This is a genomic window from Streptomyces sp. NPDC041068 (assembly GCF_040647455.1).
In the GTDB taxonomy this organism is placed as follows: domain Bacteria; phylum Actinomycetota; class Actinomycetes; order Streptomycetales; family Streptomycetaceae; genus Streptomyces.
On sequence record NZ_JBEZCG010000022.1, the window covers coordinates 92,879 to 116,354 of the forward strand.

At 71.2% G+C, this 23,476-nt stretch carries 25 protein-coding genes and 1 riboswitch; of the genes, 11 read left to right on the top strand and 14 right to left on the bottom strand.

Annotated features, from left to right (window positions below; all coding sequences use genetic code 11):
- Positions 1-19 precede the first annotated feature (19 nt).
- The gene (locus AB0B50_RS38035; protein WP_362340553.1) at positions 20-973 is read left to right on the top strand and encodes an ROK family glucokinase; all 954 of its coding nucleotides are present in this window, start codon (positions 20-22) and stop codon (positions 971-973) included.
- A gap of 106 nt (positions 974-1,079) precedes the next feature.
- The gene (locus AB0B50_RS38040; RefSeq protein ID WP_362340555.1) at positions 1,080-1,841 is read left to right on the top strand and encodes an endonuclease/exonuclease/phosphatase family protein; all 762 of its coding nucleotides are present in this window, start codon (positions 1,080-1,082) and stop codon (positions 1,839-1,841) included.
- On the opposite strand, the gene AB0B50_RS38045 is transcribed toward AB0B50_RS38040, so the two are convergent.
- From AB0B50_RS38045 to AB0B50_RS38060, 4 genes are all read right to left on the bottom strand, one after another.
- On the bottom strand, positions 1,838-2,839 hold the full coding sequence (locus AB0B50_RS38045) for a CU044_5270 family protein (RefSeq protein ID WP_362340557.1): 1,002 nt from the start codon (positions 2,837-2,839) through the stop codon (positions 1,838-1,840). The two genes, AB0B50_RS38040 and AB0B50_RS38045, sit on opposite strands and share 4 nt — an antisense overlap.
- The gene (locus AB0B50_RS38050) at positions 2,832-3,452 is read right to left on the bottom strand and encodes an RNA polymerase sigma factor (RefSeq protein ID WP_362340559.1); all 621 of its coding nucleotides are present in this window, start codon (positions 3,450-3,452) and stop codon (positions 2,832-2,834) included. The genes AB0B50_RS38045 and AB0B50_RS38050 overlap by 8 nt, the downstream gene beginning before the upstream one ends.
- A gap of 183 nt (positions 3,453-3,635) precedes the next feature.
- Positions 3,636-4,295: a hypothetical protein gene (locus AB0B50_RS38055; protein ID WP_362340561.1), complete on the bottom strand. Its 660-nt coding sequence runs from the start codon at positions 4,293-4,295 to the stop codon at positions 3,636-3,638.
- Entirely contained in the window at positions 4,288-5,067 is a 780-nt protein-coding gene (locus AB0B50_RS38060; protein ID WP_362340563.1) for an alpha/beta fold hydrolase, read from the bottom strand. The genes AB0B50_RS38055 and AB0B50_RS38060 overlap by 8 nt, the downstream gene beginning before the upstream one ends.
- 170 nt (positions 5,068-5,237) lie before the next feature.
- On the opposite strand from AB0B50_RS38060, the gene AB0B50_RS38065 reads away from it, so the two are divergent.
- The 5 genes from AB0B50_RS38065 (at position 5,238) to AB0B50_RS38085 (ending at position 10,321) form a co-directional block, all read left to right on the top strand.
- Complete coding sequence (locus AB0B50_RS38065; RefSeq protein ID WP_362340565.1) at positions 5,238-5,981, top strand: lysophospholipid acyltransferase family protein; 744 nt, start codon at positions 5,238-5,240, stop codon at positions 5,979-5,981.
- Positions 5,982-6,006: 25 nt separating this feature from the next.
- Positions 6,007-7,248, top strand: coding sequence for a DUF5931 domain-containing protein (locus tag AB0B50_RS38070; RefSeq protein ID WP_362340567.1), 1,242 nt, complete (start codon positions 6,007-6,009; stop codon positions 7,246-7,248).
- Between the two features lie 140 nt (positions 7,249-7,388).
- Positions 7,389-8,042, top strand: a complete 654-nt coding sequence (locus tag AB0B50_RS38075) for a response regulator transcription factor (RefSeq protein ID WP_362340687.1) — start codon at positions 7,389-7,391, stop codon at positions 8,040-8,042.
- 158 nt (positions 8,043-8,200) lie between these two features.
- The gene (locus AB0B50_RS38080; RefSeq protein ID WP_362340568.1) at positions 8,201-9,229 is read left to right on the top strand and encodes a 6-phosphofructokinase; all 1,029 of its coding nucleotides are present in this window, start codon (positions 8,201-8,203) and stop codon (positions 9,227-9,229) included.
- A gap of 87 nt (positions 9,230-9,316) precedes the next feature.
- On the top strand, positions 9,317-10,321 hold the full coding sequence (locus AB0B50_RS38085) for a 2-hydroxyacid dehydrogenase (protein ID WP_362340570.1): 1,005 nt from the start codon (positions 9,317-9,319) through the stop codon (positions 10,319-10,321).
- Here AB0B50_RS38085 and AB0B50_RS38090 read toward each other — a convergent pair.
- The 3 genes from AB0B50_RS38090 to AB0B50_RS38100 all read right to left on the bottom strand — a co-directional run bounded on the left by AB0B50_RS38090 (position 10,267) and on the right by AB0B50_RS38100 (position 13,000).
- Complete coding sequence (locus AB0B50_RS38090; protein ID WP_362340572.1) at positions 10,267-12,210, bottom strand: anthranilate synthase family protein; 1,944 nt, start codon at positions 12,208-12,210, stop codon at positions 10,267-10,269. The genes AB0B50_RS38085 and AB0B50_RS38090 overlap by 55 nt on opposite strands.
- A gap of 108 nt (positions 12,211-12,318) precedes the next feature.
- Entirely contained in the window at positions 12,319-12,390 is a 72-nt protein-coding gene (locus AB0B50_RS38095) for a trp operon leader peptide (protein WP_362340689.1), read from the bottom strand.
- A 10-nt stretch (positions 12,391-12,400) separates the two neighbouring features.
- Positions 12,401-13,000, bottom strand: coding sequence for a TetR/AcrR family transcriptional regulator (locus AB0B50_RS38100; protein ID WP_362340574.1), 600 nt, complete (start codon positions 12,998-13,000; stop codon positions 12,401-12,403).
- 45 nt (positions 13,001-13,045) lie between these two features.
- Between AB0B50_RS38100 and AB0B50_RS38105 the strand changes: the two genes are divergently transcribed.
- From AB0B50_RS38105 to AB0B50_RS38115, 3 genes are all read left to right on the top strand, one after another.
- Positions 13,046-13,996: a DUF2867 domain-containing protein gene (locus tag AB0B50_RS38105; protein ID WP_362340576.1), complete on the top strand. Its 951-nt coding sequence runs from the start codon at positions 13,046-13,048 to the stop codon at positions 13,994-13,996.
- A 35-nt stretch (positions 13,997-14,031) separates the two neighbouring features.
- Entirely contained in the window at positions 14,032-15,384 is a 1,353-nt protein-coding gene (locus AB0B50_RS38110) for a class II 3-deoxy-7-phosphoheptulonate synthase (protein ID WP_362340578.1), read from the top strand.
- Positions 15,385-15,536: 152 nt separating this feature from the next.
- Entirely contained in the window at positions 15,537-15,770 is a 234-nt protein-coding gene (locus tag AB0B50_RS38115) for a (2Fe-2S)-binding protein (protein WP_362340580.1), read from the top strand.
- A gap of 37 nt (positions 15,771-15,807) precedes the next feature.
- Here AB0B50_RS38115 and bfr read toward each other — a convergent pair whose 3' ends face one another.
- On the bottom strand, positions 15,808-16,287 hold the full coding sequence (gene bfr, locus AB0B50_RS38120) for a bacterioferritin (RefSeq protein WP_362340582.1): 480 nt from the start codon (positions 16,285-16,287) through the stop codon (positions 15,808-15,810).
- A gap of 165 nt (positions 16,288-16,452) precedes the next feature.
- Here bfr and AB0B50_RS38125 point away from each other — a divergent pair, with 165 nt between their 5' ends.
- Positions 16,453-17,085, top strand: coding sequence for a sulfite oxidase-like oxidoreductase (locus tag AB0B50_RS38125; protein ID WP_362340584.1), 633 nt, complete (start codon positions 16,453-16,455; stop codon positions 17,083-17,085).
- A 47-nt stretch (positions 17,086-17,132) separates the two neighbouring features.
- Here the strand turns inward: AB0B50_RS38125 and AB0B50_RS38130 are convergent, their stop codons facing one another.
- From AB0B50_RS38130 to thiO, 6 genes are all read right to left on the bottom strand, one after another.
- Positions 17,133-17,645 carry a DUF4396 domain-containing protein gene (locus AB0B50_RS38130; protein ID WP_362340586.1) on the bottom strand — a complete coding sequence of 171 codons (513 nt, stop codon included), beginning with the start codon at positions 17,643-17,645 and terminating at the stop codon, positions 17,133-17,135.
- Positions 17,646-17,736: 91 nt separating this feature from the next.
- Positions 17,737-18,618, bottom strand: a complete 882-nt coding sequence (locus AB0B50_RS38135; RefSeq protein WP_362340588.1) for a deoxyribonuclease IV — start codon at positions 18,616-18,618, stop codon at positions 17,737-17,739.
- Positions 18,619-18,907: 289 nt separating this feature from the next.
- A complete protein-coding gene (gene pknB, locus AB0B50_RS38140) occupies positions 18,908-20,863 on the bottom strand; it encodes a Stk1 family PASTA domain-containing Ser/Thr kinase (protein WP_362340590.1) in 1,956 nt (651 codons plus the stop codon).
- A gap of 126 nt (positions 20,864-20,989) precedes the next feature.
- Positions 20,990-21,784, bottom strand: a complete 795-nt coding sequence (locus tag AB0B50_RS38145) for a thiazole synthase (RefSeq protein WP_362340592.1) — start codon at positions 21,782-21,784, stop codon at positions 20,990-20,992.
- 7 nt (positions 21,785-21,791) lie between these two features.
- The gene (thiS, locus tag AB0B50_RS38150) at positions 21,792-22,016 is read right to left on the bottom strand and encodes a sulfur carrier protein ThiS (RefSeq protein ID WP_362340691.1); all 225 of its coding nucleotides are present in this window, start codon (positions 22,014-22,016) and stop codon (positions 21,792-21,794) included.
- A 5-nt stretch (positions 22,017-22,021) separates the two neighbouring features.
- Positions 22,022-23,224 carry a glycine oxidase ThiO gene (gene thiO, locus AB0B50_RS38155; protein ID WP_362340594.1) on the bottom strand — a complete coding sequence of 401 codons (1,203 nt, stop codon included), beginning with the start codon at positions 23,222-23,224 and terminating at the stop codon, positions 22,022-22,024.
- Positions 23,222-23,335: riboswitch (TPP riboswitch) on the bottom strand. (Overlaps the previous gene by 3 nt.)
- Between the last annotated feature and the right edge of the window lie 141 nt (positions 23,336-23,476).

Genomic DNA, 23,476 nt, shown 5'->3' on the forward strand with positions numbered 1-23,476 from the left:
CGATCGAACTGAGGGATTCATGGGACTCACCATCGGCGTCGACATCGGCGGCACGAAGATCGCGGCCGGAGTGGTCGACGAGGACGGCAACATCCTCTCGACCTTCAAGGTGCCGACCCCTGGTACTTCCGAGGCCATCGTCGACGCGATCGCCTCCGCCGTGGAGGGCGCGCGGGCCGGTCACGAGATCGTCGGCGTCGGCATCGGCGCCGCCGGCTACGTCAACCGCCAGCGCTCCACGGTCTACTTCGCGCCGAACATCGACTGGCGGCAGGAGCCGCTCAAGGACGAGGTCGAAAAGCGCGTCAGCCTGCCGGTCGTCGTGGAGAACGACGCCAACGCCGCGGCCTGGGGCGAGTACAAGTTCGGCGGCGGCAAGGGCCATCGCAACGTCATCTGCATCACGCTCGGCACCGGCCTCGGCGGCGGCATCATCATCGGCAACAAGCTGCGCCGCGGGCACTTCGGCGTGGCCGCCGAGTTCGGCCACATCCGGATGGTGCCGGACGGCCTGCTGTGCGGCTGCGGCTCGCAGGGCTGCTGGGAGCAGTACGCCTCCGGGCGCGCGCTGGTGCGGTATGCGAAGCAGCGCGCCAACGCCACCCCCGAGAACGCCGAGTACCTCCTCTCGCTGGGCGACGGCACCCCCGAGGGCATCGAGGGCAAGCACATCTCGATGGCCGCACGCCAGGGCGACGCGGTCGCGGTCGACTCCTACCGCGAGCTGGCCCGCTGGGCCGGTGCCGGTCTCGCCGACCTGGCCTCGCTCTTCGACCCGTCCGCGTTCATCATCGGCGGCGGCCTCTCGGACGAGGGCGAGCTGGTCCTCGACCCGATCCGCAAGTCCTTCAAGCGCTGGCTCGTCGGCAGCAACTGGCGCCCCGAGGCCCAGGTCATCGCCGCCCAGCTGGGCAACAAGGCGGGGCTCGTCGGCGCGGCGGACCTGGCGCGGGAGCCCGACCCGGTCATGTGAGGCCCCCGTACACACCGCCGAGCGCCCGTCACGTCCTTGGAGGACGCGGCGGGCGCTTGGCGTATCTGAGCCTCGGGGGCCGGGTGCCCGGCGTATCTTGATCGCCATGGCCAGCGATTCGCTTCCCAACTCCCGCACCGAACCCGACGGTTCGGCCGTCGTCCGGGTGCTCAGCTACAACATCCGCTCGATGCGCGACGACACCACCGCGCTCGCCCGGGTCATCGCCGCCTGCGCCCCCGACCTCGTCCTGATCCAGGAGGCGCCGCGGTTCTTCCGCTGGCGCAAGAAGCTGGCCCGCCTCGCGCGCGCCGCCGACCTGGTGATCCTCTCCGGCGGCGGCACCGCGTCCGGGCCCGCGCTGCTCTGCTCGCTGCGGGCCACGGTCGAGCGCACCGAGGACGTGCTCCTGCCGCTCACCCCCGGGCTGCACCGGCGCGGCTTCGCGACCGCCGTCGTCCGCTTCGGCGGGGCCCGACTCGGCGTCCTGAGCTGCCACTTGAGCCTGCAGACGGACGAGCGGTACGAGCAGGGCGGGATGCTGCTCGACCGGCTCGCCGGGATGGGCGTGGAGCACGCGGTCGCGGGCGGTGACCTCAACGAGCGCCCCGGCGGCCGGACGTTCCGCCGGATCGCCGCGGCGCTCCAGGACTGCTGGGCCGCGAAGCCCTGGGGCGGCGAGCAGACCTCGACGCCCATGGACCCGCACCAGCGCATCGACGCGATCTTCGCCACCTCCGGGATCGAAGTCCTGGGCTGCGGTGTGCCGTTGGACCTTCCCCAGGTGACCGGAACAGACCTGAGGGCGGCCACGGACCACCTTCCGGTCCTGGCCGCCCTCAGGGTTCCCCCGTCCCCCGCGCGCTAGCTCTTGGGGCGCTGCTTCGCCCTGTCGGTGATCGCCCAGCTGTCGAGGTACGAGAGCTGGGTGTACGTCTTCATGGTCTTGCCCTCACCCGAGGTGCGGGTGTCGCGGAAGCCCAGGAACTCGTACGTCTCCGGGTCGAAGACGAAGAAGCCGCCGTACGGGTCGGCGTCCTGCGTCGGGTCGTCGTAGGTGATCGCGACACCCGTGCGGCCCTTCGCGTCCTTCTGGCCGGGGACCGCCTTCACGCCGGGGACCTTGCCGAGCGCCTCGTACGCGGCGGGGCGCAGGCCCTCCGGCATCACCGGGACGAGCTTGAGCAGCCCGGCGAGGCTGAAGTGGATGTGCGACCACTCCTGGTCCGTGATGTCGTCCAGGGAGTCGTTCTTGTCGTTCGGTCCCGACTTGAGGAGCAGCGAGAGGATCAGCTTCTCCGGATCGGTCGGCAGCTTCTTGAGGGTGCCCCAGTCCTGCGGAGGCCACGACGTCTCGTTGTCCTTGAGCGGCTCCGACCACCAGCCCTTGCCGATCTCCATGATCCAGGAGCGCTTCGAGCCGTCCACGGAGCGCCAGTTCTCGTCGACGTGCCGCTTGACCTCGCCGGTCCCCTTCTCCGTCTCCTTGATGATCTCCTTCGTGTAGATGAACTGGTCGTCGCGCGGGGCGACGGTCTTCTCGTGCTTGCGCTCGTAGGCGGCCGCGCCGTTGAGCACGGTCTGCGCGCTGACGTTGCGCAGCGGCGGCGTGCTCGCGTGCGGCGCGGCCCGGTGGTTCCCTTCGTCCCCGCCGGTGTTCACGGCCACCACCACCGTGCCCGCCACCGCGGCCGCCACGGCGCCCGCGAGGGCGATGCGCAGCACGGGGCGGCGCCGCACGGGACGTACGGCGGCGGCCGGTTCGTTCATCGCGGCGAAGAGACGGATCCGCCCGCGGTGGCGCGCGTCGTCGTCCAGCGGGGGAGCCCCCGTGTCCCAGTCGCGCAGTGCGTCGAGCTCATTCATGGGCGTGTGCCTCCTGGAAAGCTGTCGGATCGGATCCGCCCAGTGCTTCGCGCAATGTGCTGCGAGCCCGGTGCAGCCGTGATCTGACGGTGCCGACCGGCACCCCCAACGCCTGGGCCGCCTCTTCGTAGTTGAGGTCGGCCCATGCCACCAGGAGGACCACGTCGCGGTTGCGGGCGGAGAGCCCGGCCAGGGCAGCCGCCAGGTCGCTCCGTATCCCCTCGGCACCCGCGCGGGCGACCGCGCGGTCGGCGACCGGCTCGTCGTGCGACACCGGGGCGGGCAGCTGGGCGAGCGCCTTGAAGCGCCGCGCCTCCGCCCTGCGGTGTCTGCCGATGAGGTTGGTCGCGATGCCGAACAGCCAGGGGCGGGCGTCGTCCCGCGTCAGGTCGTAGCGGTGGCGCTGCTTGAAGGCGGTGACGAAGGTGTCCGCCATCAGGTCTTCCGCCGCCTCGGGACCGAGCCGGCGGGCCGCGTACCGATGGACGGCGTCGGCGTGCCGGTCGTAGAGGGCGGCGAACTGCTCGGGCTCGTCCCGGGACCGCTCGATGGACCAGGCGTCACTCTGCGCGTGCTGCCCCGTGCGAAGGGGGACGCCGGGTTCGACGGTCATCGGGGCTCCTTTCGTTCGTCCGAACGCCTCGAAGGCTTGGGCTTGTGCGGATGGTTCACCTCTCCTTCGCCGCTCGGCCGGATCGGGTTCCATCGGCGCCGCCCACGACGCGGAAGGCCCGCCCGGAACACGTCCGGACGGGCCTTCCGCGGTGCGTATGCGGAATCAGGTGCGTATGCGGAATCAGACGACCGCTCCGCGCCCCGGGTCGTCGTCCTCGTCGTCGTCCCCGCTGTTCATCCGCATCACGAGCGTGGCGAAGCCGCCCAGGAAGCCGCCGATGCCGAGCGTGGTCAGCCACCACGTCATCTGCCAGCCGAACAGCACGGCGAGCAGGATCAGCAGCGGGCCGCCGAGCACGGCGAGCCAGGCGAACTTGGCCGTCACGTCGGCCTCGGGCAGGGGCGGCGGCTCCGGAGGCACGAAGTGCCCCTCGTCGTCCGCGTCGAAGTCGTCCTCGGAGGGCTCCGGCGTGGTGTAGTCACGCGGGCCGCCGATGCCCGGCGCGAAGGAGACGGAGCTGCCGAGCGGCTTGTCCTTGCCGGAGCCGGACTTGCCGGGGCCGGACTTGGCGTCGGGGTCCTTGTCGGTGTCCTGGCCCGCGCCGCTCTGCGCGGGGGCGTCCTTGGCCGGGCCGTTCGTCTCCGTCTCCAGGAGCGCCAGGTCCTCGACCGACTTGAAGGGCTTGGCGCCGGGCGGGTCCGCGGGCTCCTCGCCGTACCCCGCGACGATCGCCTGCCAGGCGGCCTCCTCGTCCAGGGGCACCCCGTCGCGGGGAGTCCCGTCCTCGGGGCTCTTCTCCGGGTCGCGGCTCTCGTCGCGGTCCGCCTCGTGCTCAGCCACCGGTGGCCGTCCCTTCCTTACCGACGCTGGGGGCGAGCCGGCTGATGAACGCGTAACTCTCCTCGAAGATCCGGTCCGCGTCGTAATCCAACGTCGCCACGTGGTAGCTCTGTTCCAGCAGGATCTCCTTGACGTCCGTCGAGGAGACGCGGCTGAGGACCCGGACCGAGTCGGCGGGCGAGACGACGTGGTCGCGCGGGCTGTGCAGGACCACCAACGGCTGGGTCACCTGCGGCAGTTCACCGTCGACCAGGCGGTAGAACTTGCGCAGGGAGTTCGCGGCGTGCAGCGGCACGCGGTCGTACCCGAGCTCGTCCTCGCCCTCCTTGGCGATGTCGTTGACGATGCCCTTCGTCGTCCGTACGAGATGACGGGCGACCGGGAGCGCGTACGGCGCCAGGCCGTGCAGTTTGTTGCCCGGGTTGACCACGACGACGCCGCTGATCGCGTCCCCGTGCTTGGCCGCGAGGCGCAGCGTGAGCGTGCCGCCCATGGAGAGGCCGAAGACGAAGACCTTCTTGCAACGCTCCAGGAGGGCGCGCAGTTCGCGCTCCACCTCGGCGTACCAGTCCTGCCAGCCGGTGATCGCCATGTCCTCCCAGCGCGTGCCGTGCCCCGGCAGGAGCGGCAGCGTGACGGTCAGGCCGCGCTCCGCGAGGTACTCGGCCCAGGGGCGCATCGACTGCGGGGATCCGGTGAAGCCGTGGCAGAGGAGGACGCCGACCTCGCCGCCTTCGTGGCGGTACGGCTCGGCTCCGGGGCGGACCGGCACGTTCGGTCTCCTTCGTGAGATGTGGCAAGGGGATGAGCGGGAGTTTCGAGGAGTACTTCACCGTACGCGACCGGACTGACACCGACCAGGGTCGTCGGGCCCATTGCCCGCACCCCGGGTTAAGGTCTGATCCACAGAAACAGGAGGCACTCGGTTTGATCTACGGCGCAATGAAGGTTGCCATCGGAGGGCCGCTGAAGCTCGGCTTCAGGCCCTGGGTGGAGGGCCTTGAGAACGTCCCCGCCGAGGGCCCCGCGATTCTGGCGAGCAATCACCTGTCCTTCTCGGACTCCTTCTTCCTCCCCGCGGTCCTCGACCGCAAGGTCACCTTCATCGCCAAGGCGGAGTACTTCACCTCGCCCGGCGTGAAGGGCAAGCTCACCGCGGCCTTCTTCAAGGGCGTGGGCCAGCTCCCGGTGGACCGCTCCGGCGCGCGCGGCGCGGGCGAGGCGGCCATCAAGAGCGGCATCGAGGTACTGGAGCGCGGCGAGCTCTTCGGCATCTACCCCGAGGGCACGCGCTCGCCCGACGGACGCCTCTACCGCGGCAAGCCGGGCGGCCTCGCGCGCGTGGCGCTGGCGACCGGCGCCCCCGTGCTGCCCGTCGCGATGATCGACACGGAGAAGATCCAGCCGCCCGGCAAGGTGGTGCCGAAGCTGATGCGCCCCGGCATCCGCATCGGCAAGCCCCTCGACTTCACGCGCTACCAGGGCATGGAGCAGGACCGCTTCGTGCTGCGCGCGCTGACCGACGAGGTCATGTACGAGATCATGAAGCTCTCCGGCCAGGAGTACGTCGACATCTACGCGACGGCGGCGAAGCGCCAGATCAGCGAGGCGGCGAAGGCGGCCAAGGCCGGGGAGAAGGCGGGCGAGAAGGACAAGGCGCAGGACGAGGAACGGTCCGGCTCCTAGCCGCGTCCGTTCAGGGGTGGGGGACATGGCCAAGCGCGAGAGAGTCATGAGGATGTCGGTCGAGCAGCCGCTGTGGCGCGCGCTCACCGCCTACCGCGTGCTGACGATGCTGTACGCGATCGGGCTCTTCGTGGCGGCCCACGAGAAGCTCGACCGCCCCTGGGTGGCGATCGGGTACTACGCGGTGCTCGCGCCCTGGACCCTCGTCACCCTGCCCCGCGTCGCCAACGCGGCGAGCTGCACCCGGCGCTTCCTCGTCGCGGACCTGACCATCGCGATCGCCGGCATCCTGCTGACCCCGCTCGCCGACTCGCACCAGCGCATCGTCGACGGCGGCCCGACGCTGCCCTCGATATGGACCGCCGGCGCCGTCCTCGCGTACGCGATCAAGGGCGGCTGGCGCTGGGCGGCCTTCGCGTCGCTCCTGGTGGGCGTCGCCAACGTGGTGCAGCGCGGGGCGTTCAGCCGGGACACCCTGCACAACGTCCTGCTGGTCTGCATCGCCTCCATCGCCATCGGCTACGTCGTGGAGGTGGCCCGCGCCTCCGAGCGCACCCTGGCCCGCGCCCTGGAGATCGAGGCCGCGACCCGCGAGCGCGAGCGGCTGGCCCGCGACATCCACGACAGCGTCCTGCAGGTCCTCGCCATGGTGCAGCGGCGCGGCACGGCCATCGGCGGCGAGGCCGCGGAGCTCGGCAGGCTCGCGGGCGAGCAGGAGGTCGCGCTGCGCACCCTGGTCGCGGGCGGCCTGGTACGCACCTCGTACGCGTCGGAGGACGCCTCGCAGGGCGCCGTCGTCCGCGCCGTCGAGGTGCCGGACGACGAGCCCGACGACACCGCGCCCCTGGACCTGCGCACGCTCCTCGCCCCGCACGCCGGGTCGAAGGTGACCCTCTCCGAGCCGGGCGCGCCGGTGCTCCTCGTGCCGCGCGCCGCGGGGGAACTGGCCGCGGCTGTCAGTGCCGCACTGGACAATGTCCACAGACATGCCGGAGCGGACGCGCGCGCCTGGATCCTCGTCGAGGACGATCCGGACGAGGTGATCGTGACGGTCAGGGACGACGGGCCCGGCATCCCGGAGGGACGGCTCGCGGAGGCCGAGGGGGAGGGGCGCCTCGGCGTCGCCCTGTCGATCCGGGGGCGGCTGCGGGACATCGGGGGCACGGCCGAGCTGATCTCGGTGCCGGGCCAGGGCACGGAAGTGGAATTGAAGGTCCCGCGCGAACAGGCGCGGGACCCACGGGGGAAGGCAGGAAAGGCACGATGAGCGAGCACCAGCAGGAACCGGCTACGCAGGTTACGCAGATCACGCAGGCCACCCAGGCCACGCAGATCACGGAGACCGCGCAGGCCACGGGGGGCACGGAGACCGCCGCGGGGGATGCGGCCGCCGACCCGATCAAGGTCATGGTCGTCGACGACCACCCCATGTGGCGCGACGCGGTCGCCCGCGACCTGGCCGAGGCGGGCCTCGACGTGGTCGCCACCGCGGGCGACGGCGAGCAGGCGGTCCGCCGTGCGCAGGCCGCGGCCCCCGACGTCCTGGTCCTCGACCTGAACCTCCCGCTGAAGCCCGGCGTCCAGGTCTGCAAGGAGCTTGTCGGCGCCAACCCGGCCCTGCGCGTCCTGGTCCTCTCCGCGAGCGGCGAGCACGCCGACGTCCTGGAAGCGGTCAAGTCCGGCGCCACCGGCTATCTCCTGAAGTCGGCCTCCACCGAGGAGCTGATCGACGCGGTGCGCCGCACGGCCGTCGGCGACGCGGTCTTCACCCCGGGCCTCGCGGGCCTGGTCCTCGGCGAGTACCGCCGCCTGGCCACCGAGCCCGCGGCCGGCACCCCGGACGACCCGAAGGCCCCGCAGCTCACCGACCGCGAGACGGAGGTCCTGCGCCTGGTCGCCAAGGGCCTGAGCTACAAGCAGATCGCCGAGCGCCTGGTCATCTCGCACCGCACCGTGCAGAACCACGTCCAGAACACCCTGGGCAAGCTCCAGCTGCACAACAGGGTGGAGCTCGTGCGGTACGCGATAGAGCGAGGCATCGACAAGGCTGACGACGCGTGACCTCGCCAAGGGCGCCGACGCCCGACCCTCTTAAGGGTGAACGCGCGTGATCAACTCCCCTGTACGGCGCAGGAATTGACCGTTCGCCCCGTCCCGAAGTGACCTGGATCACCATTAGCGTGACTCGCATCAGGTCACTGAGGCGAAGGGACTTTTCCATGCGGGTCGGAGTACTGACCGGAGGCGGCGACTGCCCCGGGCTCAACGCCGTCATCCGGGGCATCGTCCGCAAGGGCGTGCAGGAGTACGGCTACGACTTCGTCGGCTTCCGGGACGGCTGGCGCGGTCCACTGGAGGGCGACACCGTCCAGCTCGACATCCCCGCGGTCCGCGGCATCCTGCCGCGCGGCGGCACCATTCTCGGCTCCTCGCGCACCAACCCGTTCAAGGCGGAGAACGGCGTACGTCGCATCAAGGAGCAGCTCGCCAAGAACGAGGTCGACGCCCTGATCGCGATCGGCGGTGAGGACACGCTCGGCGTCGCCGCGCGCCTCACCGACGAGTACGGCGTCCCGGTCGTCGGCGTCCCCAAGACCATCGACAACGACCTCTCCGCAACCGACTACACCTTCGGCTTCGACACGGCCGTCGGCATCGCCACCGAGGCGATCGACCGACTGCACACCACCGCCGAGTCCCACATGCGCGTCCTGGTCGTCGAGGTCATGGGCCGGCACGCGGGCTGGATCGCGCTGCACTCCGGCCTCGCCGGCGGCGCGAACGTCATCCTCATCCCCGAGCAGCGCTTCGACCTCGACCAGGTCTGCGCCTGGGTGACCTCGCGCTTCAAGGCGTCGTACGCCCCCATCGTCGTCGTCGCGGAAGGGGCCATGCCCAAGGACGGCGACATGGTCCTGAAGGACGGCACGCAGGACTCCTTCGGACACGTCAGGCTCTCCGGCGTCGGCGAGTGGCTGGCCAAGGAGATCGAGGGGCGCACCGGCAAGGAGGCGCGCACCACGGTCCTCGGGCACGTCCAGCGCGGCGGCACCCCCAGCGCCTTCGACCGCTGGTTGGCCACGCGTTTCGGGCTGCACGCGATCGAGGCGGTGCGGGACGGCGACTTCGGGAAGATGGTCGCGCTGCGCGGCACGGACGTCGTGCGCGTCCCGATCGCCGAGGCCACGGCGAAGCTGAAGACGGTGGACCCGGCGCTGTACGCCGAGGTCGGCGTCTTCTTCGGCTGACCGGAACGCCCCTCACGCGGGCAGGACACGGCGGGACGGCCCCGGCTCCGGGTGCCGTCCCGCCGGACCGTCCCTAGACTCACGCCCATGGAGATCCTCGCCTTCGGCGTCCAGTCCGACGAGAAGCCGCTGATCGAGAAGGCTTTCGAGGGGCATCACGACGTCCGCTGTCTCGACGTCTTCCTCAACGAGGACACCGCCCCCATCGCCGCCGGCTACGAGGTCATCTCCTCCAGCGTCAACGCCACCCTGGACAACCGCGTCCTGCAGACCCTCGTCGCCGGCGGGACGCAGATGATCGCCCAGCGCTCCACCGGGTTCAACAACATCGACCTGCAGGTCGCCGAGCGCCTGGGCCTGACCGTCGCCCGCGTCTCGTACTACTCGCCGTACTCCGTGGCCGAGTTCGCCTGGACCCTCGCGATGGCCGTCAACCGCCGCATCGTCCGCGCGAGCAACCGCACCCGCGACTTCGACTTCCGTCTCGACGGCCTGATGGGCCGCGACCTGCGCGGCCGCACGGTCGGCGTGCTCGGCACCGGCAAGATCGGCGAGGCGTTCACCCGCATCGCGCACGGCTTCGGCATGCGCCTGCTCGGCTGGGACGTCGCGGAGAACCCCGCCTGCGTCGAGCTCGGCATGAAGTACGTCGACAAGGACCAGCTGTTCACCGAGGCCGACCTGATCAGCCTGCACGTCCCGCTGCTCCCGGCGACGCAGCACATCATCGGCGCCGACGCGCTGCGGGCGATGAAGGACGACGCGATCCTGGTGAACTCCAGCCGCGGCGGCCTGATCGATACCGAGGCGCTGGTCGCGGAGTTGCGCGCGGGACGCTTCACGGGCGTGGGCCTGGACGTGTACGAGGCCGAGGCGGGGCTCTTCTTCCTCGACAAGTCCCTGGAGGTCGTCGAGGACGACACCCTGGCCCGCCTGGTCACGTTCCCGAACGTCGTGGTCACCTCCCACCAGGCGTACTACACCGTGGACGCGGTCGGGCAGATCATCGACACCACGGTGCAGAACGTCCTGGACTATCAGGCGGGCCGCCGCTCGGAGAACGTCCTGGTCCCCGCCGCGGCCACGAGCTGACCGAGCAGCTCCCGCACGATCCGCGACCCGCGCAGCGACAGCACCGACTCCGGGTGGAACTGCACACCCGCGAAGCCGGGGCCGCGCACCGCGTGCACCTCGCCGCTCGCCGCGTCCCTGCTGACCTCGACGCCGTGCGCGGCCAGCTCCGCCGCGGCCTCGTCGTCGCAACGCGCCACGAAGCTGTTGTAAAACCCGACGGTCTCGGTCCGCCCGAACAGCTCGACGTCCGTCTGCGCGCCCTGGTGCGGCACTTCCTTCCGTACGATCTCCAGGCCGAGCTCGGCGGCGATCAGCTCGTGCCCCAGGCAGACGCCGAGCACGCCGTGCCGGTGCTCCCGGATCACCTCCGCCGCCAGGGAGCGCAGCAGCCGCATCTTCGGGTCGGTGAGGTCGGACGGGTCGCCGGGACCCGGGCCGAGCACGACGGGCCCCTCGTGCGCGAGGACGGTCTCCCGCAGCCCCTCCTCGTCGTAGCGCCGCACCGACACCCTCAGGCCCGACGAGCGCAGCACGTGCGCGAGCATCGCGGTGAAGGTGTCCTCGCCGTCCACGACGAGCGCGTGCCCGGTCAGCTCGTGCCCTTGCTCCTGCATCCGCAGCCAGAACGGCGCGAGGGCCGCGCGCCGGCCGTCCAGTGCCGCCCGCACCCGCGGGTCGTCGGCGAGGGCGGGCCGCTCGTCCTCCGCGCGGGGGCGCCCGGGGCGCACGCCCAGCGCGGCAAGGACCCCCGCGGCCTTCGCGTGCGTCTCGGCGACCTCGCCCATCGGGTCGGAGCCGCGCACCAGCGTGGCGCCCACCGGCACCCGCAGCGCCCCGTCCCCGGAGATGTCGGCGGTGCGGATCAGGATGGGGGAGTCCAGGGTCTGCGCGCCGCCCGCGTCCCTGCCGATGAGCGCGAGGGCGCCCGCGTAGTAGCCGCGGCCCCCGGATTCGTGCCGCTCGATGACCCGGCAGGCGTTCTGCACGGGAGAGCCGGTGACGGTCGCCGCGAACATCGTCTCCTTGAGCACCTCGCGCACGTCCAGCGACGACTTGCCCCTCAACTCGTACTCGGTGTGGGCGAGATGGGCCATCTCCTTGAGGCGGGGGCCGACCACGACACCGCCCATGTCGCCCACCGTGCACATCATCTTGAGCTCCTCGTCGACGACCATCGAGAGCTCCTCGATCTCCTTGCCGTCGGAGAGGAAGGCGAGCAGGCCGTCGGCCGTGGGTCCCTCGGCCGGGTAGCGGTAGGTGCCGCTGATGGGGTTCATGACGACGGTCCCGCCGGACATCCGCACATGCACCTCCGGGCTGGCCCCGACCAGGGTCCGCTCCCCGGTGTGCACGACGTACGTCCAGTACGCGCCGCGCTCGCCCACGAGCAGCCGCCGGAAGAGCGCGAGGGCGTCCGCCCTGCCGAAGTCCGGGATCCGCCCCTCGTACGTACGCCGAATGACGAAGTTGGCGCCCTCGCCCCGCCCGATCTCCTCGCGGAGCACCCGCCCCACGATGTCCGCGTACGCCGCGTCGGCCACGTCGAAGTCCCCGTCCTCCACCCGCACGTCGTGCGCGGGCAGTGCCGAAAGGGCCTCGGCGAGCGGGAGTTCGTGGGTCTCCTCGGGGGTCAGGACGGTGAGTGGCGTGCCGTCGTCGCGGACGTCGAAGCCGCGCTCCCTGATCTGCCGGAAGGGGACGAGGGCGAGCCCCTCGGGGATGTCCGCGAGTCGTTCGTACGTATCCGTCGGGCCGATGAGGACCTCGACGGTGTCGTGGTCGCGGCCGGGCGTGCGGCGGCGCAAAAGAGCAAAAGGGGTCTGCTCGTGGAGCAGTCGGTTGAGGGTGGTGGCGGGCGACGGGCGGGAGAACGGGCGGTCGTCGGTCGGGAGGCTGGTGAGCTCCATCGGTTCTGTTCCTTCTCACTCGGAGAGGAACGGCCCGGTCCGGGGAAGTCCGGAAAACACTGAAGGCCGCCCCTCGGGCGGCCTTCGCGAGTCTGTGTGCGCGCAGAGTCAGTGGGCCGCCGGATGAGCGGGCCACCACCAGTTCTGGGTCGTCGTCGAGAACGACGTCTGCGCGAGCATGTCCGGCACCTTACCCGATTCCGGGGCGCAGCAGCGGAGTGATGACGGAGTCGAGATAGGCGTCCAGGTCCTCGCCGGCGGGGAGCGCCGAGGGCACGGCGTGGGCGAGCTGGGTGTGGCCGAGGTAGGCGCTGTAGCTGAGCAGGCCGCGGCGGTGGGCCTCCGCGGGTGCGAAGCCGAGCTCCTCGAAGAGGCTCGCCACGTACGCGACGCGCCGCTCGGTCACCCGGCGCAGCACCGGCGCCACCCGGGGGTCGTCGGCGGTGGCCAGCAGGGAGACCTCCAGGGGGTCGAAGGACGCCGAGCGCACGGCCTCGGTGAGCAGCAGGCGCAGCTTCCGCTCGGCGCCGGGCTCGGCCTCGACCGCCGTGATCATGCCCTCCGTCTCGGTCTCGGCCCAGCGGGCGAGCGCGGCCTCGACGAGGGCGTCACGGTTCGCGAAGTGCCAGTAAAAGCTGCCCTTGGTGGTCTTGAGGCGGGCGGCGAGCGGCTCCACGGCGACGGCCGCGAGCCCTCCCTCGCGCATCGCGGTGAGCGCGGCGTCGGCCCAGTCCTGTGCGCCGAGACGGGGTTTCGCGGGGTTCTTCGGCTGCCGTTGCACCATGACCATACGGTACCGTACGGTGAACCATACGCCAGCGTATGGAGGTGCGTCATGAGTGTGGTGCGCAACGAGCACGAGCGGATCGTCGAGGCCCCGGCGCGGAAGGTCGGGGCCCTGATCGACCGCCTCTCCGCCGAGGACGACCCGGTTTTCCCGGCACCCGCCTGGCCCGCGATCGCCTTCGACCGCCCGCTCGGCGTGGGCGCGGTCGGCGGCCACGGCCCGGTGCGGTACGAGGTCACGGTCCACGAACCGGGCCGCCGCCTCCGCTTCGGCTTCACCGAGCCGGCGAACGGCTTCCACGAGATCGTCGTCGAGCCGCTGGGGGAGGAGAGGTGCCGGGTGCGGCACGTCCTGGAGATGCGGCCGCGCGGCATGGAACGCCTGCTGTGGCCGACCGTCGTACGGCCCGTGCACGACACGATGATCGAGGAGCTGCTCGACAACGTGCAGCGCGCCGCGACCGGCCACCTGCCCCGCCCCACCCGCCGGCCCCGCCGCGTACGGCTCTTCAACCGCCTCGCCTGGGACCGCCCCGAAGCGGTGGACATCCCCGAGGGCGCCCGCCTGATCCGTGATGCCCTCGACCGCCCCGCCTACCGCGACGCGTACCGCATGGAGCTCCCGCCGGGCCTGCCCCGCGACCCCGCCGCCTGGACGGTGGTCCTGCGCGACGCCTTCCCGGTCCTGGCCCGCGAGGGCGGCGAACTGCTCATGGACGTGGACACGGCAGGAGTGACGGCCCGCGCCTCGATCCTCGTCGACGAGCGCCACGTCACGCTCAGCACCGTCGCCCGCGCCGACACCCTGCGCGGCCGCCTGTACTGGGGTGTGGTCAGGCTCGGCCACCCGTTCATGGCGCGCCTCATGTTGCGCCGCACGCATCGCGCGTTCGCCCTGGCGGCGCCGAGCGCGGCCGAGCGCGCGGCGAACGCGCCCGGGGGAGCAACGGGAACCGATCACTCCACTGTGTCTGCTCCGTCTCACTTCGTGAGCGGGTGACTGGACGGCGCGCCGGACCCCTTAATGTTGACCGGGTGACCGTGAACGCTAAGACCACCGCAAGCGGTGGCAACACCTGGCGAAACCTGCCCGCGGCGCAGCAGCCCGAGTACCCCGATGCCGAGGCTCTGCGCGATGTGATCGCGGACCTCGAGTCGTATCCGCCGCTCGTCTTCGCGGGCGAGTGCGACCAGCTGCGCGCCCGACTGGCCTCTGTCGCCAAGGGAGAGGCGTTCCTGCTCCAGGGCGGCGACTGTGCCGAGGCCTTCGACGCCGTGTCGGCCGACCACATCCGGAACAAGCTCAAGACCCTGCTCCAGATGGGCGCCGTCCTCACGTACGCGGCCTCCGTGCCCGTCGTGAAGGTCGGCCGCATCGCGGGGCAGTACTCCAAGCCGCGCTCCAAGCCCACCGAGACCCGCGACGGCGTCACGCTCCCGACCTACCGGGGCGACTCCGTCAACGGCTTCGACTTCACCGAGGCCGCCCGCGTCCCGGACCCCGAGCGCCTGAAGCGGATGTACAACGCCTCCGCCTCCACGCTCAACCTGGTGCGCGCCTTCACCACCGGTGGCTACGCGGACCTGCGCCAGGTGCACGCCTGGAACCAGGACTTCGTGAAGTCCTCCCCCTCCGGCCAGCGGTACGAGCAGCTGGCCCGCGAGATCGACAACGCGCTGAACTTCATGCGGGCCTGCGGCACCGACCCGGAGGAGTTCAAGACCGTCGAGTTCTACGCCTCCCACGAGGCGCTCCTGCTCGACTACGAATCGGCGCTGACCCGCACCGACTCCCGCACCGGCAGGCTGTACGACACCTCGGGCCACATGGTCTGGATCGGTGAGCGCACGCGCCAACTGGACCACGCGCACATCGAGTTCGCCTCCCAGGTGCGCAACCCCATCGGCGTCAAGCTCGGCCCGACCACGACGGCCGAGGAGGCGCTGCAGTACATCGAGCGCCTCGACCCCGACCGCGAGCCCGGCCGGCTGACCTTCATCGTCCGCATGGGCGCCGACAAGGTCCGCGACAAGCTGCCCGAGCTGGTCGAGAAGGTCACCGCGTCCGGCGCGACCGTCGCCTGGATCACCGACCCGATGCACGGCAACACCTACGAGGCGGCCTCCGGCCACAAGACCCGCCGCTTCGACGACGTGCTCGACGAGGTCAAGGGCTTCTTCGAGGTCCACAAGGGCCTCGGCACCCACCCGGGCGGCATCCACGTCGAGCTCACCGGTGACGACGTCACCGAGTGTGTGGGTGGCGGCGACGAGATCTTCGTCGACGACCTCCACCAGCGCTACGAGACGGCCTGCGACCCGCGGCTCAACCGCAGCCAGTCGCTGGACCTGGCGTTCCTGGTGGCGGAGATGTACCGCGACCAGTAGTTCTCTCCTGTACGCACGTGTGGGGCGCGGATCCGTGTGATCCGTGCCCCACCGGCGTATCCGGGGCTTTTGCACGCCCGACGTCGCGGGTAAGGTTAGGTTAGCCTCACCGATCAATCGGGACGGCGCTACCGATAAGTCCTGTCCGGGAGGTGAACCGCGTGTACGTCTGCAACTGCTTCGGGGTCACCGAGGCGCAGGTGAAGAAGCACGCGGAGGACGGTGCCTGCACCCCCCGCCAGATAGCGTCGGCCTGCAAGGCGGGCACGGACTGTGGTTCGTGCGTGCGGCGCATCCAGGCACTGCTCGGCCGGGGCGCGTGCCCCCGCCGTGAGCTCGTGGACCAGGGAGAGCCGGTGCTCTCCGACCTGGACGAGGCGGCCTAGCCCGTCTCCACGAGGCACCCCGTCGCCACGGGGCGGCTCAGCCCTCCGGCTGCTCGATGAGCTGCGCGATGTAGAGCGCCTCGCCCAACTTCTCGACCAGTTCGAGCTGGGTGTCCAGATAGTCGATGTGGTGCTCCTCGTCCTCGAGGATCGACTCGAAGATGTTCGCGGACGTGATGTCCCCCTTGCCGCGCATCACCTCGATACCGCGCTTGAGGCGGTCGATCGCCTCCACCTCGACCTGCCGGTCGGCCTGGAACATCTCGGTGACCGTCTGGCCCACGCGGACGTGGAAGAGCCGCTGGTAGTTGGGCAGGCCGTCGAGGAACAGGATCCGGTCGGTCAGCACCTCCGCGTGCTTCATCTCGTCGATCGACTCGGACCGGGTGTACTTCGCGAGCTTCGTCCAGCCGAAGTTTTCCTGCATCTTGGCGTGGAGAAAGTACTGGTTGATCGCCGTGAGTTCGGCGGTCAGCTGCTCATTGAGAAATTCGATGACCTCGGGGTCGCCCTGCATCGCAGAGGCTCCTTCCGCACGGGTAACTGGGCAGGTAGCGCGCATCCTTGCACCGGTGTTCGGAGGCCGTCCAGTAAGTGCACGCTTAGTAGGAGTTGCCCCGATCCGTGTGCCCGGGGCATTGCCTGGTCACGTCCACCGTCCCGGGTCTGTCAGGATGGAGTCATGGGTCAGCCGGCGGAACGCGCATCTCGACAGGCAGCGGAGCCGGAGCTTCCGCCGGGGCAGCGGCTGCAGCGCGGCTGGCCGGTCACGCACTACGGCCCGGTGCCGAAGTTCCGCCCGGAGCGCTGGGAGTTCAGGGTCTTCGGGGCCACCGCGGACGGCGAGAAGCGCTGCTGGACGCACGAGGAGTTCGCCGCCCTGCCGTATGCCACGGTGGTCGCCGATCTGCACTGCGTCACGAAGTTCAGCATGCTGGGCGCCGAGTGGGGTGGTGTCCCCGCCCGCACCCTCCTGGAGATCGCGCCCCCCGCGCCGAACGCCACCCATGTGATGGTCTGGGCCGAGTACGGCTTCAGCTCGAATCTGCGGATGGACGACTTCGCCTCGGAGCGCACGATTTTCGCCACCCACAAAGGCGGCGAACTGCTCACCGCGGAGCACGGTTTCCCGCTCCGGCTCGTGGTCCCTCATCTGTACGCGTGGAAGGGCCCGAAGTGGGTCCGCGGCATCGAGTACATGACCGCCGACCGCCGCGGCTTCTGGGAGGAGCGCGGCTATCACAACATCGGCGACCCCTGGCGGGAGCAGCGCTACTCCTACCAGGAAGAGCCCGGGGACGGCCCCGAGCTCTAGTCCTGTGTGCCTGATCGACTCCTGACCAGGATCCGATCGGCGCGTGATCAGTGGTGGTACTGGTGCACCACCGCGTGCCCCTTGCCGCGGCCGATCATCCACTTGTTCACCGGAGTCGTGATCACGAACGCGGCGGCCAGGGCGATGGCGAGGATCCACCAGAACATCGGGTCCGACAGGTGTGCGTCCATGGCGCCGGGCCACAGGGCGATCACGCCGTTGTCGATCAGTTCCATCACGGCGATGGACAGGGTGTCCGCGGCGAGCGCGACGCGGAAGGCCGTCTTGAAGTCGACGCCGGCCTTGAGGATGCCGCGCAGCGTGAGGGCGTACCCGAAGGTGAAGGCCAGGGCGATCGCGAGGGCCATCGTCGGCACGTTGCCCCAGCCGAGCGCGGTGCCGATGATCATGCCGAGCACTTCGCCGATGGCGCAGCCGGTGAGGCAGTGGAGGGTGGCCTGAGCGGCCATGCGCCAGCTGACCTTGCCCATGCCGTGGTGCTGGTGTCCGTGGTCACCGTGGTGCGCGTGCTCGGCGTGATCGTGAGTGTCGTGCTGCATGGAATTCCCCCAACGTCGGACAACGGTTCCTGCCGCCTGACAGGAACCGTATACCCCCCAGGGGTATTCCTCAAGGGTTGCCGATCGCTCCTCAGCCCCTCAGCTTCTTGAGTCGTGCCACGTCAGCGGCGTGCCCTTCCTTGCCGCCGGGCGTCTCGATGACCAGCGGTACGCCTTCGGTGGCGGGGTGGGCCATCAGTGCGCGGAAGGGCTCCTCGCCGATGTGGCCGGTGCCGATGTTCTCGTGACGGTCCTTGTGGGCGCCGACGACGTCCTTGGAGTCATTGGCGTGCACGAGCTTCAGGCGGCCCTCGCCGACGGTCTCCACGAGCAGGTCGAGGGTCTGCTTCATGCCGCTGGGCCCCGCCAGGTCGTGGCCCGCCGCGAAGATGTGGCAGGTGTCCAGGCAGACGCCCAGCTTCGGGTGGGCGTCGAGCGCCTCGAAGTACGGCCCGAAGTCCCAGGTGCGGGAGCAGAGCGAGGCCCCCTGGCCCGCGGTCGACTCCAGGAGCAGGAACGGGTCGTCGTCGTGCGTCAGCTCGTCCAGCAGCGGCAGCATGTACTCGCGCACCTGCTTCAGGGCCACCGAGCGGTCCCGGCCGCCGGTCGCCGAGCCGGTGTGCACGACGACGCCGAGCGCGCCGATCTCCCTGCCCCTGCGCAGCGAGTGACGCAGGGACTCCACGGACTTCTCGACGGTCGCCTCGGTGTGCGAGCCGAAGTTGATGAGGTAGGGCGCGTGGACGTACGCGGGAATGTTCTCGGCGGCACAGGCCGCGCGGAACTCCTCGTCCTGCTTCGGATTGCCGGGCGGGGTCGCCCAGCCGCGGGGGTTGGCGACGAAGACCTGGACGGTCTCGGCCCCGAGCTCACGGGCGTACGAGAGCCCGACGGAGGCGAGCCCGCCGGCCACGGGGACGTGGCCGCCGACGGGGTTGCGGGACGCTGGATCAAGGGACTTGTTGCTGCTCACGCGCTCAAGGGTGACACGCGCGCGTGAGCACCCACGAAGCGGTCCCGTACGCCCCACTCCTCCGCGGTCGCGTACGCAGTCGAGGGCACCCCCACTCACCCGCCGTCGCACGCGCGCGTGAGGGGACGTGGGGGTATGTCCGCACGGAGCACTGCGCACAAAGCTCCCCCCAGCCGCAGCGGCCAAGCCCCGCAACAAAGATGGCGCGTACGGACATACCCCCGCGGCCCCGCCCCACAGACGAACCCCAGGTGCAGACGCCCGCCGGGCCAAGCGCAGCGCCCCGCGCTCAGCGGATCTCGATGCTGATCGTCGAGCCCTTCGGGGCCTTGTCGCCGCCCTCCACGGACTGGCTCTTCACGGTGTCCCCGAAGAGGCCGAGCAGACCGCGGTTCTCGTCCACCTCGAAGCCCGCGCCCTCCAGCTTGTCCGTGGCCTCGTCGACCTTCATGCCCGTCACGTCCGGGACCTCGATCATCGGCGGACCCTTGGAGACCGTCAGCTCGATCGTGTCGCCCTTGGCGACGAGCTTGTTCTCGGGGACGGACTGCTTGAGGACGGTGCCCTTGTCCTCGTCGGAGGCGACCGGCTCCCCGATCTCGACCTTGAGCCCGGACTCCTCCAGCTCGGCGGTGGCGTCCTCCTGGGAGTCGCCCGTCACGTCCGGGACCTGGACGGACTCGCCCTTGCTGACGACCAGGGCGACGGCAGAGCCCGCCTTGCGGGTGAAGCCGGCCCGCGGGTCCGTGCTGATCACGGAGCCCTTCTTGACGTCGTCGCTGAAGGTCTTGGTGACCATGCCCGGTTCGAGCCCGGAGTTCTTGAGCTCCTTCTTCGCCGTGGCCAGCGGGATGTTCTTCACGTCCGGGACCTTCACGGTCTCCGGGCCCAGCGAGACGGTCAGCGTCACCTTGCCGTTGTGCCGGATGCGGTCGCCCGCGGCGGGGTCGCTGCCCATGACCGTGCCGCGCTTGTCCGTGTCGCTGTACTCGCGCTTGATGTCCTGCACGTCGAGCCCGGCCTCGTCGAGCCGCTGCTTCGCCTGTGCCTCGGTCTTCGCCAGGAGCGGCGGGACCTTCGTGAACTGGCCGGAGTTGATGTACCAGACGCCGGTGCCGACGCCGAGAACGAGCAGGACGGCGGCTATCAGCGCGACCGTGCGCCGGCGCGGGTCGAAGCGCCGACGGGAGGCCCGGGGCGCGGGAGGCGGTCCGGGCGGCGGGGTCGCGAGGACGCTGGTGCGGTTCAGGGCGTCCTGGCCGCTCTGCCCGCCCTGCTCGCCCTCGGTGGGCAGCGAGAGCTGGACGGAACGCACCGCGCGCGGGATCACGCTCGTGCGGTCCTCGGCGTTGTCGTGCCCGGTCGCGTGCGCCTGCGGAGGCACCGCGTCGAGCTGCGCCTCGGTCAGCGCGGCTCGCGCCTCCCTGAGCTGGGCGAGGAGCGCCACGGCGTCGTAGGGGCGGACGTCCGGGGTGCGCGCGGTGGCGGAGGCGACCAGCTCGTCCAGCTCGAAGGGGAGCCCGGGGACGGCCGCCGACGGGGGCGGCACGTCTTCGTTGAGGTGCTGGTAGAGGACCTGGGCCGGGGAGTCGCCGGAGTGCGGCTTGCCGCCGGTCAGCATCTCGTAGAGGACGACACCGCACGCGTACACGTCCACGCGGGTGTCCGCCGTGCCGTGCTCGATCTGCTCGGGAGCGAGGTAGGAGACGGTGCCGAGGACGGTGCCCGTCGTGTTCGTGACGGTGTCCACCGCGCGCACGAGCCCGAAGTCGGCGACCTTCACCCGGCCGTCGTCCCCTATGAGGACGTTCTCCGGCTTCATGTCGCGGTGCACGAACCCGGCGCGGTGCGCGGCGCCGAGCGCGGCCAGGACCGGCTCCAGGATGTCGAGCGCGGCCCGGGGCTGCAGGGCGCCCCGCTCGCGCAGGACGTCGCGCAGGGTGCAGCCCGCGATGTACTCCATCGCGAGGTAGACGTACGACCCGTCGGTGCCCTGGTCGAAGACGCCGACCACGTTCGGGTGGGAGAGGCGCGCCACCGACTTGGCCTCGCGGATGAAGCGGTCGACGAAGGAGGCGTCGGCCGCGAGCGTCGGGTGCATGACCTTGAGCGCGAGCACGCGGTCGAGGCGGGTGTCCACGGCCCGGTAGACCGTGGCCATCCCGCCGACCGCGATGCGTCCGTCGATCCGGTAACGGCTGTCGAGCAGCTGCCCGACGAGGGGGTCCTGAAGGGTCGTGTCCACGGAGGGGAGTCTACGAGCCGACGCCGACAGCCCATCCCGTCCGGGGGGATTCACAGCCGTACTGCAGCCGAGCTGTAACAGGGCCCCGGGGCAGGCGGGGCAGGCGGGGCCCGGGAGTCGGACCCCTCAGAACGCCGGCCGCTCCGGGTCCAGCCTGGCCAAGCCCTCCGCGGGGGAAGACGCCTCCGCGAAGTGCCGCCGCGGGATCCGCCCGGCCCGGTGCGCGAGGCGCCCCGCCTCGACCCCGTGCCGCATGGCCTCCGCCATCAGGACCGGCTCTTGCGCCCGCGTCACCGCGGAGGCGAGCATCACACCCGCGCACCCCAGCTCCATCGCGAGCACCGCGTCGGACGCCGTGCCCGCGCCCGCGTCCAGGATCACCGGCACGCGCGCGTGCTCCACGATCAGCTGGAAGTTGTGCGGGTTGCGGATGCCGAGCCCGGAGCCGATGGGGGAGCCGAGCGGCATGATCGCCGCGCACCCCACGTCCTCCAGCTTCCGGGCGAGCACCGGGTCGTCGTTCGTGTACGGAAGGACCGTGAACCCGTCGTCGATCAGGGTCTCGGCGGCGTCCAGGAGCTCGATCGGGTCGGGCAGCAGGGTGCGCTCGTCGGCGATCACCTCCAGCTTCACCAGGTCCGTGCCGAGCGCCTCGCGCGCCAGGCGGGCGGTGAGGACGGCCTCGCCCGCGGTGAAGCAGCCCGCCGTGTTGGGCAGCACACGGATGCCGAGCCGGTCCAGGACGGAGAGCACGGAGCCCTGCACACCCGGGTCCAGGCGGCGCATCGCGACCGTCGTCAGCTCCGTGCCGGACGCGACGAGGGAGCGCTCCAGGACGTCGAGGCTCGGCGCCCCGCCCGTACCCATGATCAGGCGCGAGGAGAGGGAGAGCCCGCCGATGAGGAAGGGGTCGTCTGCCATGGTCGGTTCAGCCTCCCTGGACGGCGGTGAGTACTTCGACGCGGTCGCCAGCGGCGAGCGTCGTGGTGGGCCACTGCGCGCGCGGGACGACGGTTTCGTTGAGGGCGGCGGCGACACCGGAGTGGGCCGCGGTGAGGGTGGCCACGAGGGCTTCGAGCGTGGTGCCGAAGGCCACGTCGCGTGCCTCCCCATTGACGGAGACGTTGACGGAAGCGGCGGAGGACGTGCTCATAGTGCTCATACGGGCTGCTCCGTGAGGGACTGCGTGGGGGATACGAGAGAGGCGTCGGCGAAGCGGCGCGGGGTGAACGCAAGCGCCTCGTCCGGCAGTTCGCCCGTGGTCAGCGCGTGCGCCATGACGTCGCCGGTGAGGGGCGTCAGGAGGACGCCGTTGCGGTAGTGCCCGGTGGCCAGCTGGAGCCCGTCGAGCCGGGTCGGGCCGAGCAGCGGCGCGTTGTCGGGGGAGCCGGGGCGCAGACCGGCGCGGGTCTCGGTGAGCGGCAGTTCCGTGATGCCGGGCACGAGTTCATGGGCGTCCCGCAGGAGTTCGTACACGCCGCCCGCGGTGACCGTGGTGTCCCAGCCGAGCTCCTCGCTGGTCGCGCCGACGACGAGCTCGCCGTTCTCGCGCGGCACCAGGTAGACGTGGCTGCCGCGCACGACCGCGCGCACGGTGCGGCTCAGGAACGGCGCGTACGGCTTCGGCACCGTCAGGCGCAGCACCTGTCCCTTCACGGGGCGCACGGGCGGCAGGACGTCGTCGGGGACGCCCGCGAGGCGCCCGCTGAGACTGCCCGCCGCGAGCACGGTCTGCCCCGCGTCCAGCCCGGTGCCGTCCGCGAGAACGATGCCGCGCGCCCGCTCGCGTACGACCGAGAGCCGCTCGGCCCAGGCGCGGTGGAAGACCACGCCCGCCCGCTCGCAGGCGACCAGGAGCGCCGCCGCGAGCCTGCGCGGGTCGATCTGGTGGTCGCCGTCGACCCGGAGCCCGCCGCGCACCCCCGGCGCGAGCATCGGCTCAAGGCGCCGGCACTCGCGCCCGCTCAGCCACTCGGACTCGAGCCCCGAGCGGCGCTGCAGGGCGTGCAGCTCGCGCAGGTGGGCGCGGTCGTCCGCGTCGAGCGCCACCGCGAGCGTGCCGCACGCGCGGTAGCCGAGGTCGCGCCCGCTCGCCTCGGCCAGCTCGGCGGCGAAGGCGGGATAACGGCGGGCGGATTCGAGGTTGATGCCGAGCAGTGTCTGCTCGCCGTAGTGCAGTTCGGTGACGGCGGCCAGCATGCCCGCGGCGACCTGCGCCGCGCCGCCGCCCGGTGCGGGGTCCACGACCGCCACGGAGAGCCCGCGCTGCGCGGCACGCCAGGCCGTGACCAGGCCGATGACGCCGCCTCCGACGACCAGGACGTCAGAGGTGGCGGATGGTGTTGTCGTACGTGGATGCATGGGCGTCCAGCCCCTCCCTTCGCCGGCATGACCCGGATCAGGTTCGTACGGTCGGAGGCCGTCCCAGCCTCCCTCTCAGCCCGGTGCGTCCGGGCTCCCGCGAGTGCTCTGCACCGGCCACCCTAGCCCGTCGCCCCGCGCGGCAGTAGGGGAGCCGTCCCGGCACGGACGGTGACCATGTGTCAGAGATCTCCTCGTCGGCCCCTGAAGGCGTCGGTGCCCGCCGCCCTAAAGTGATCGGGTGAGCGAGCA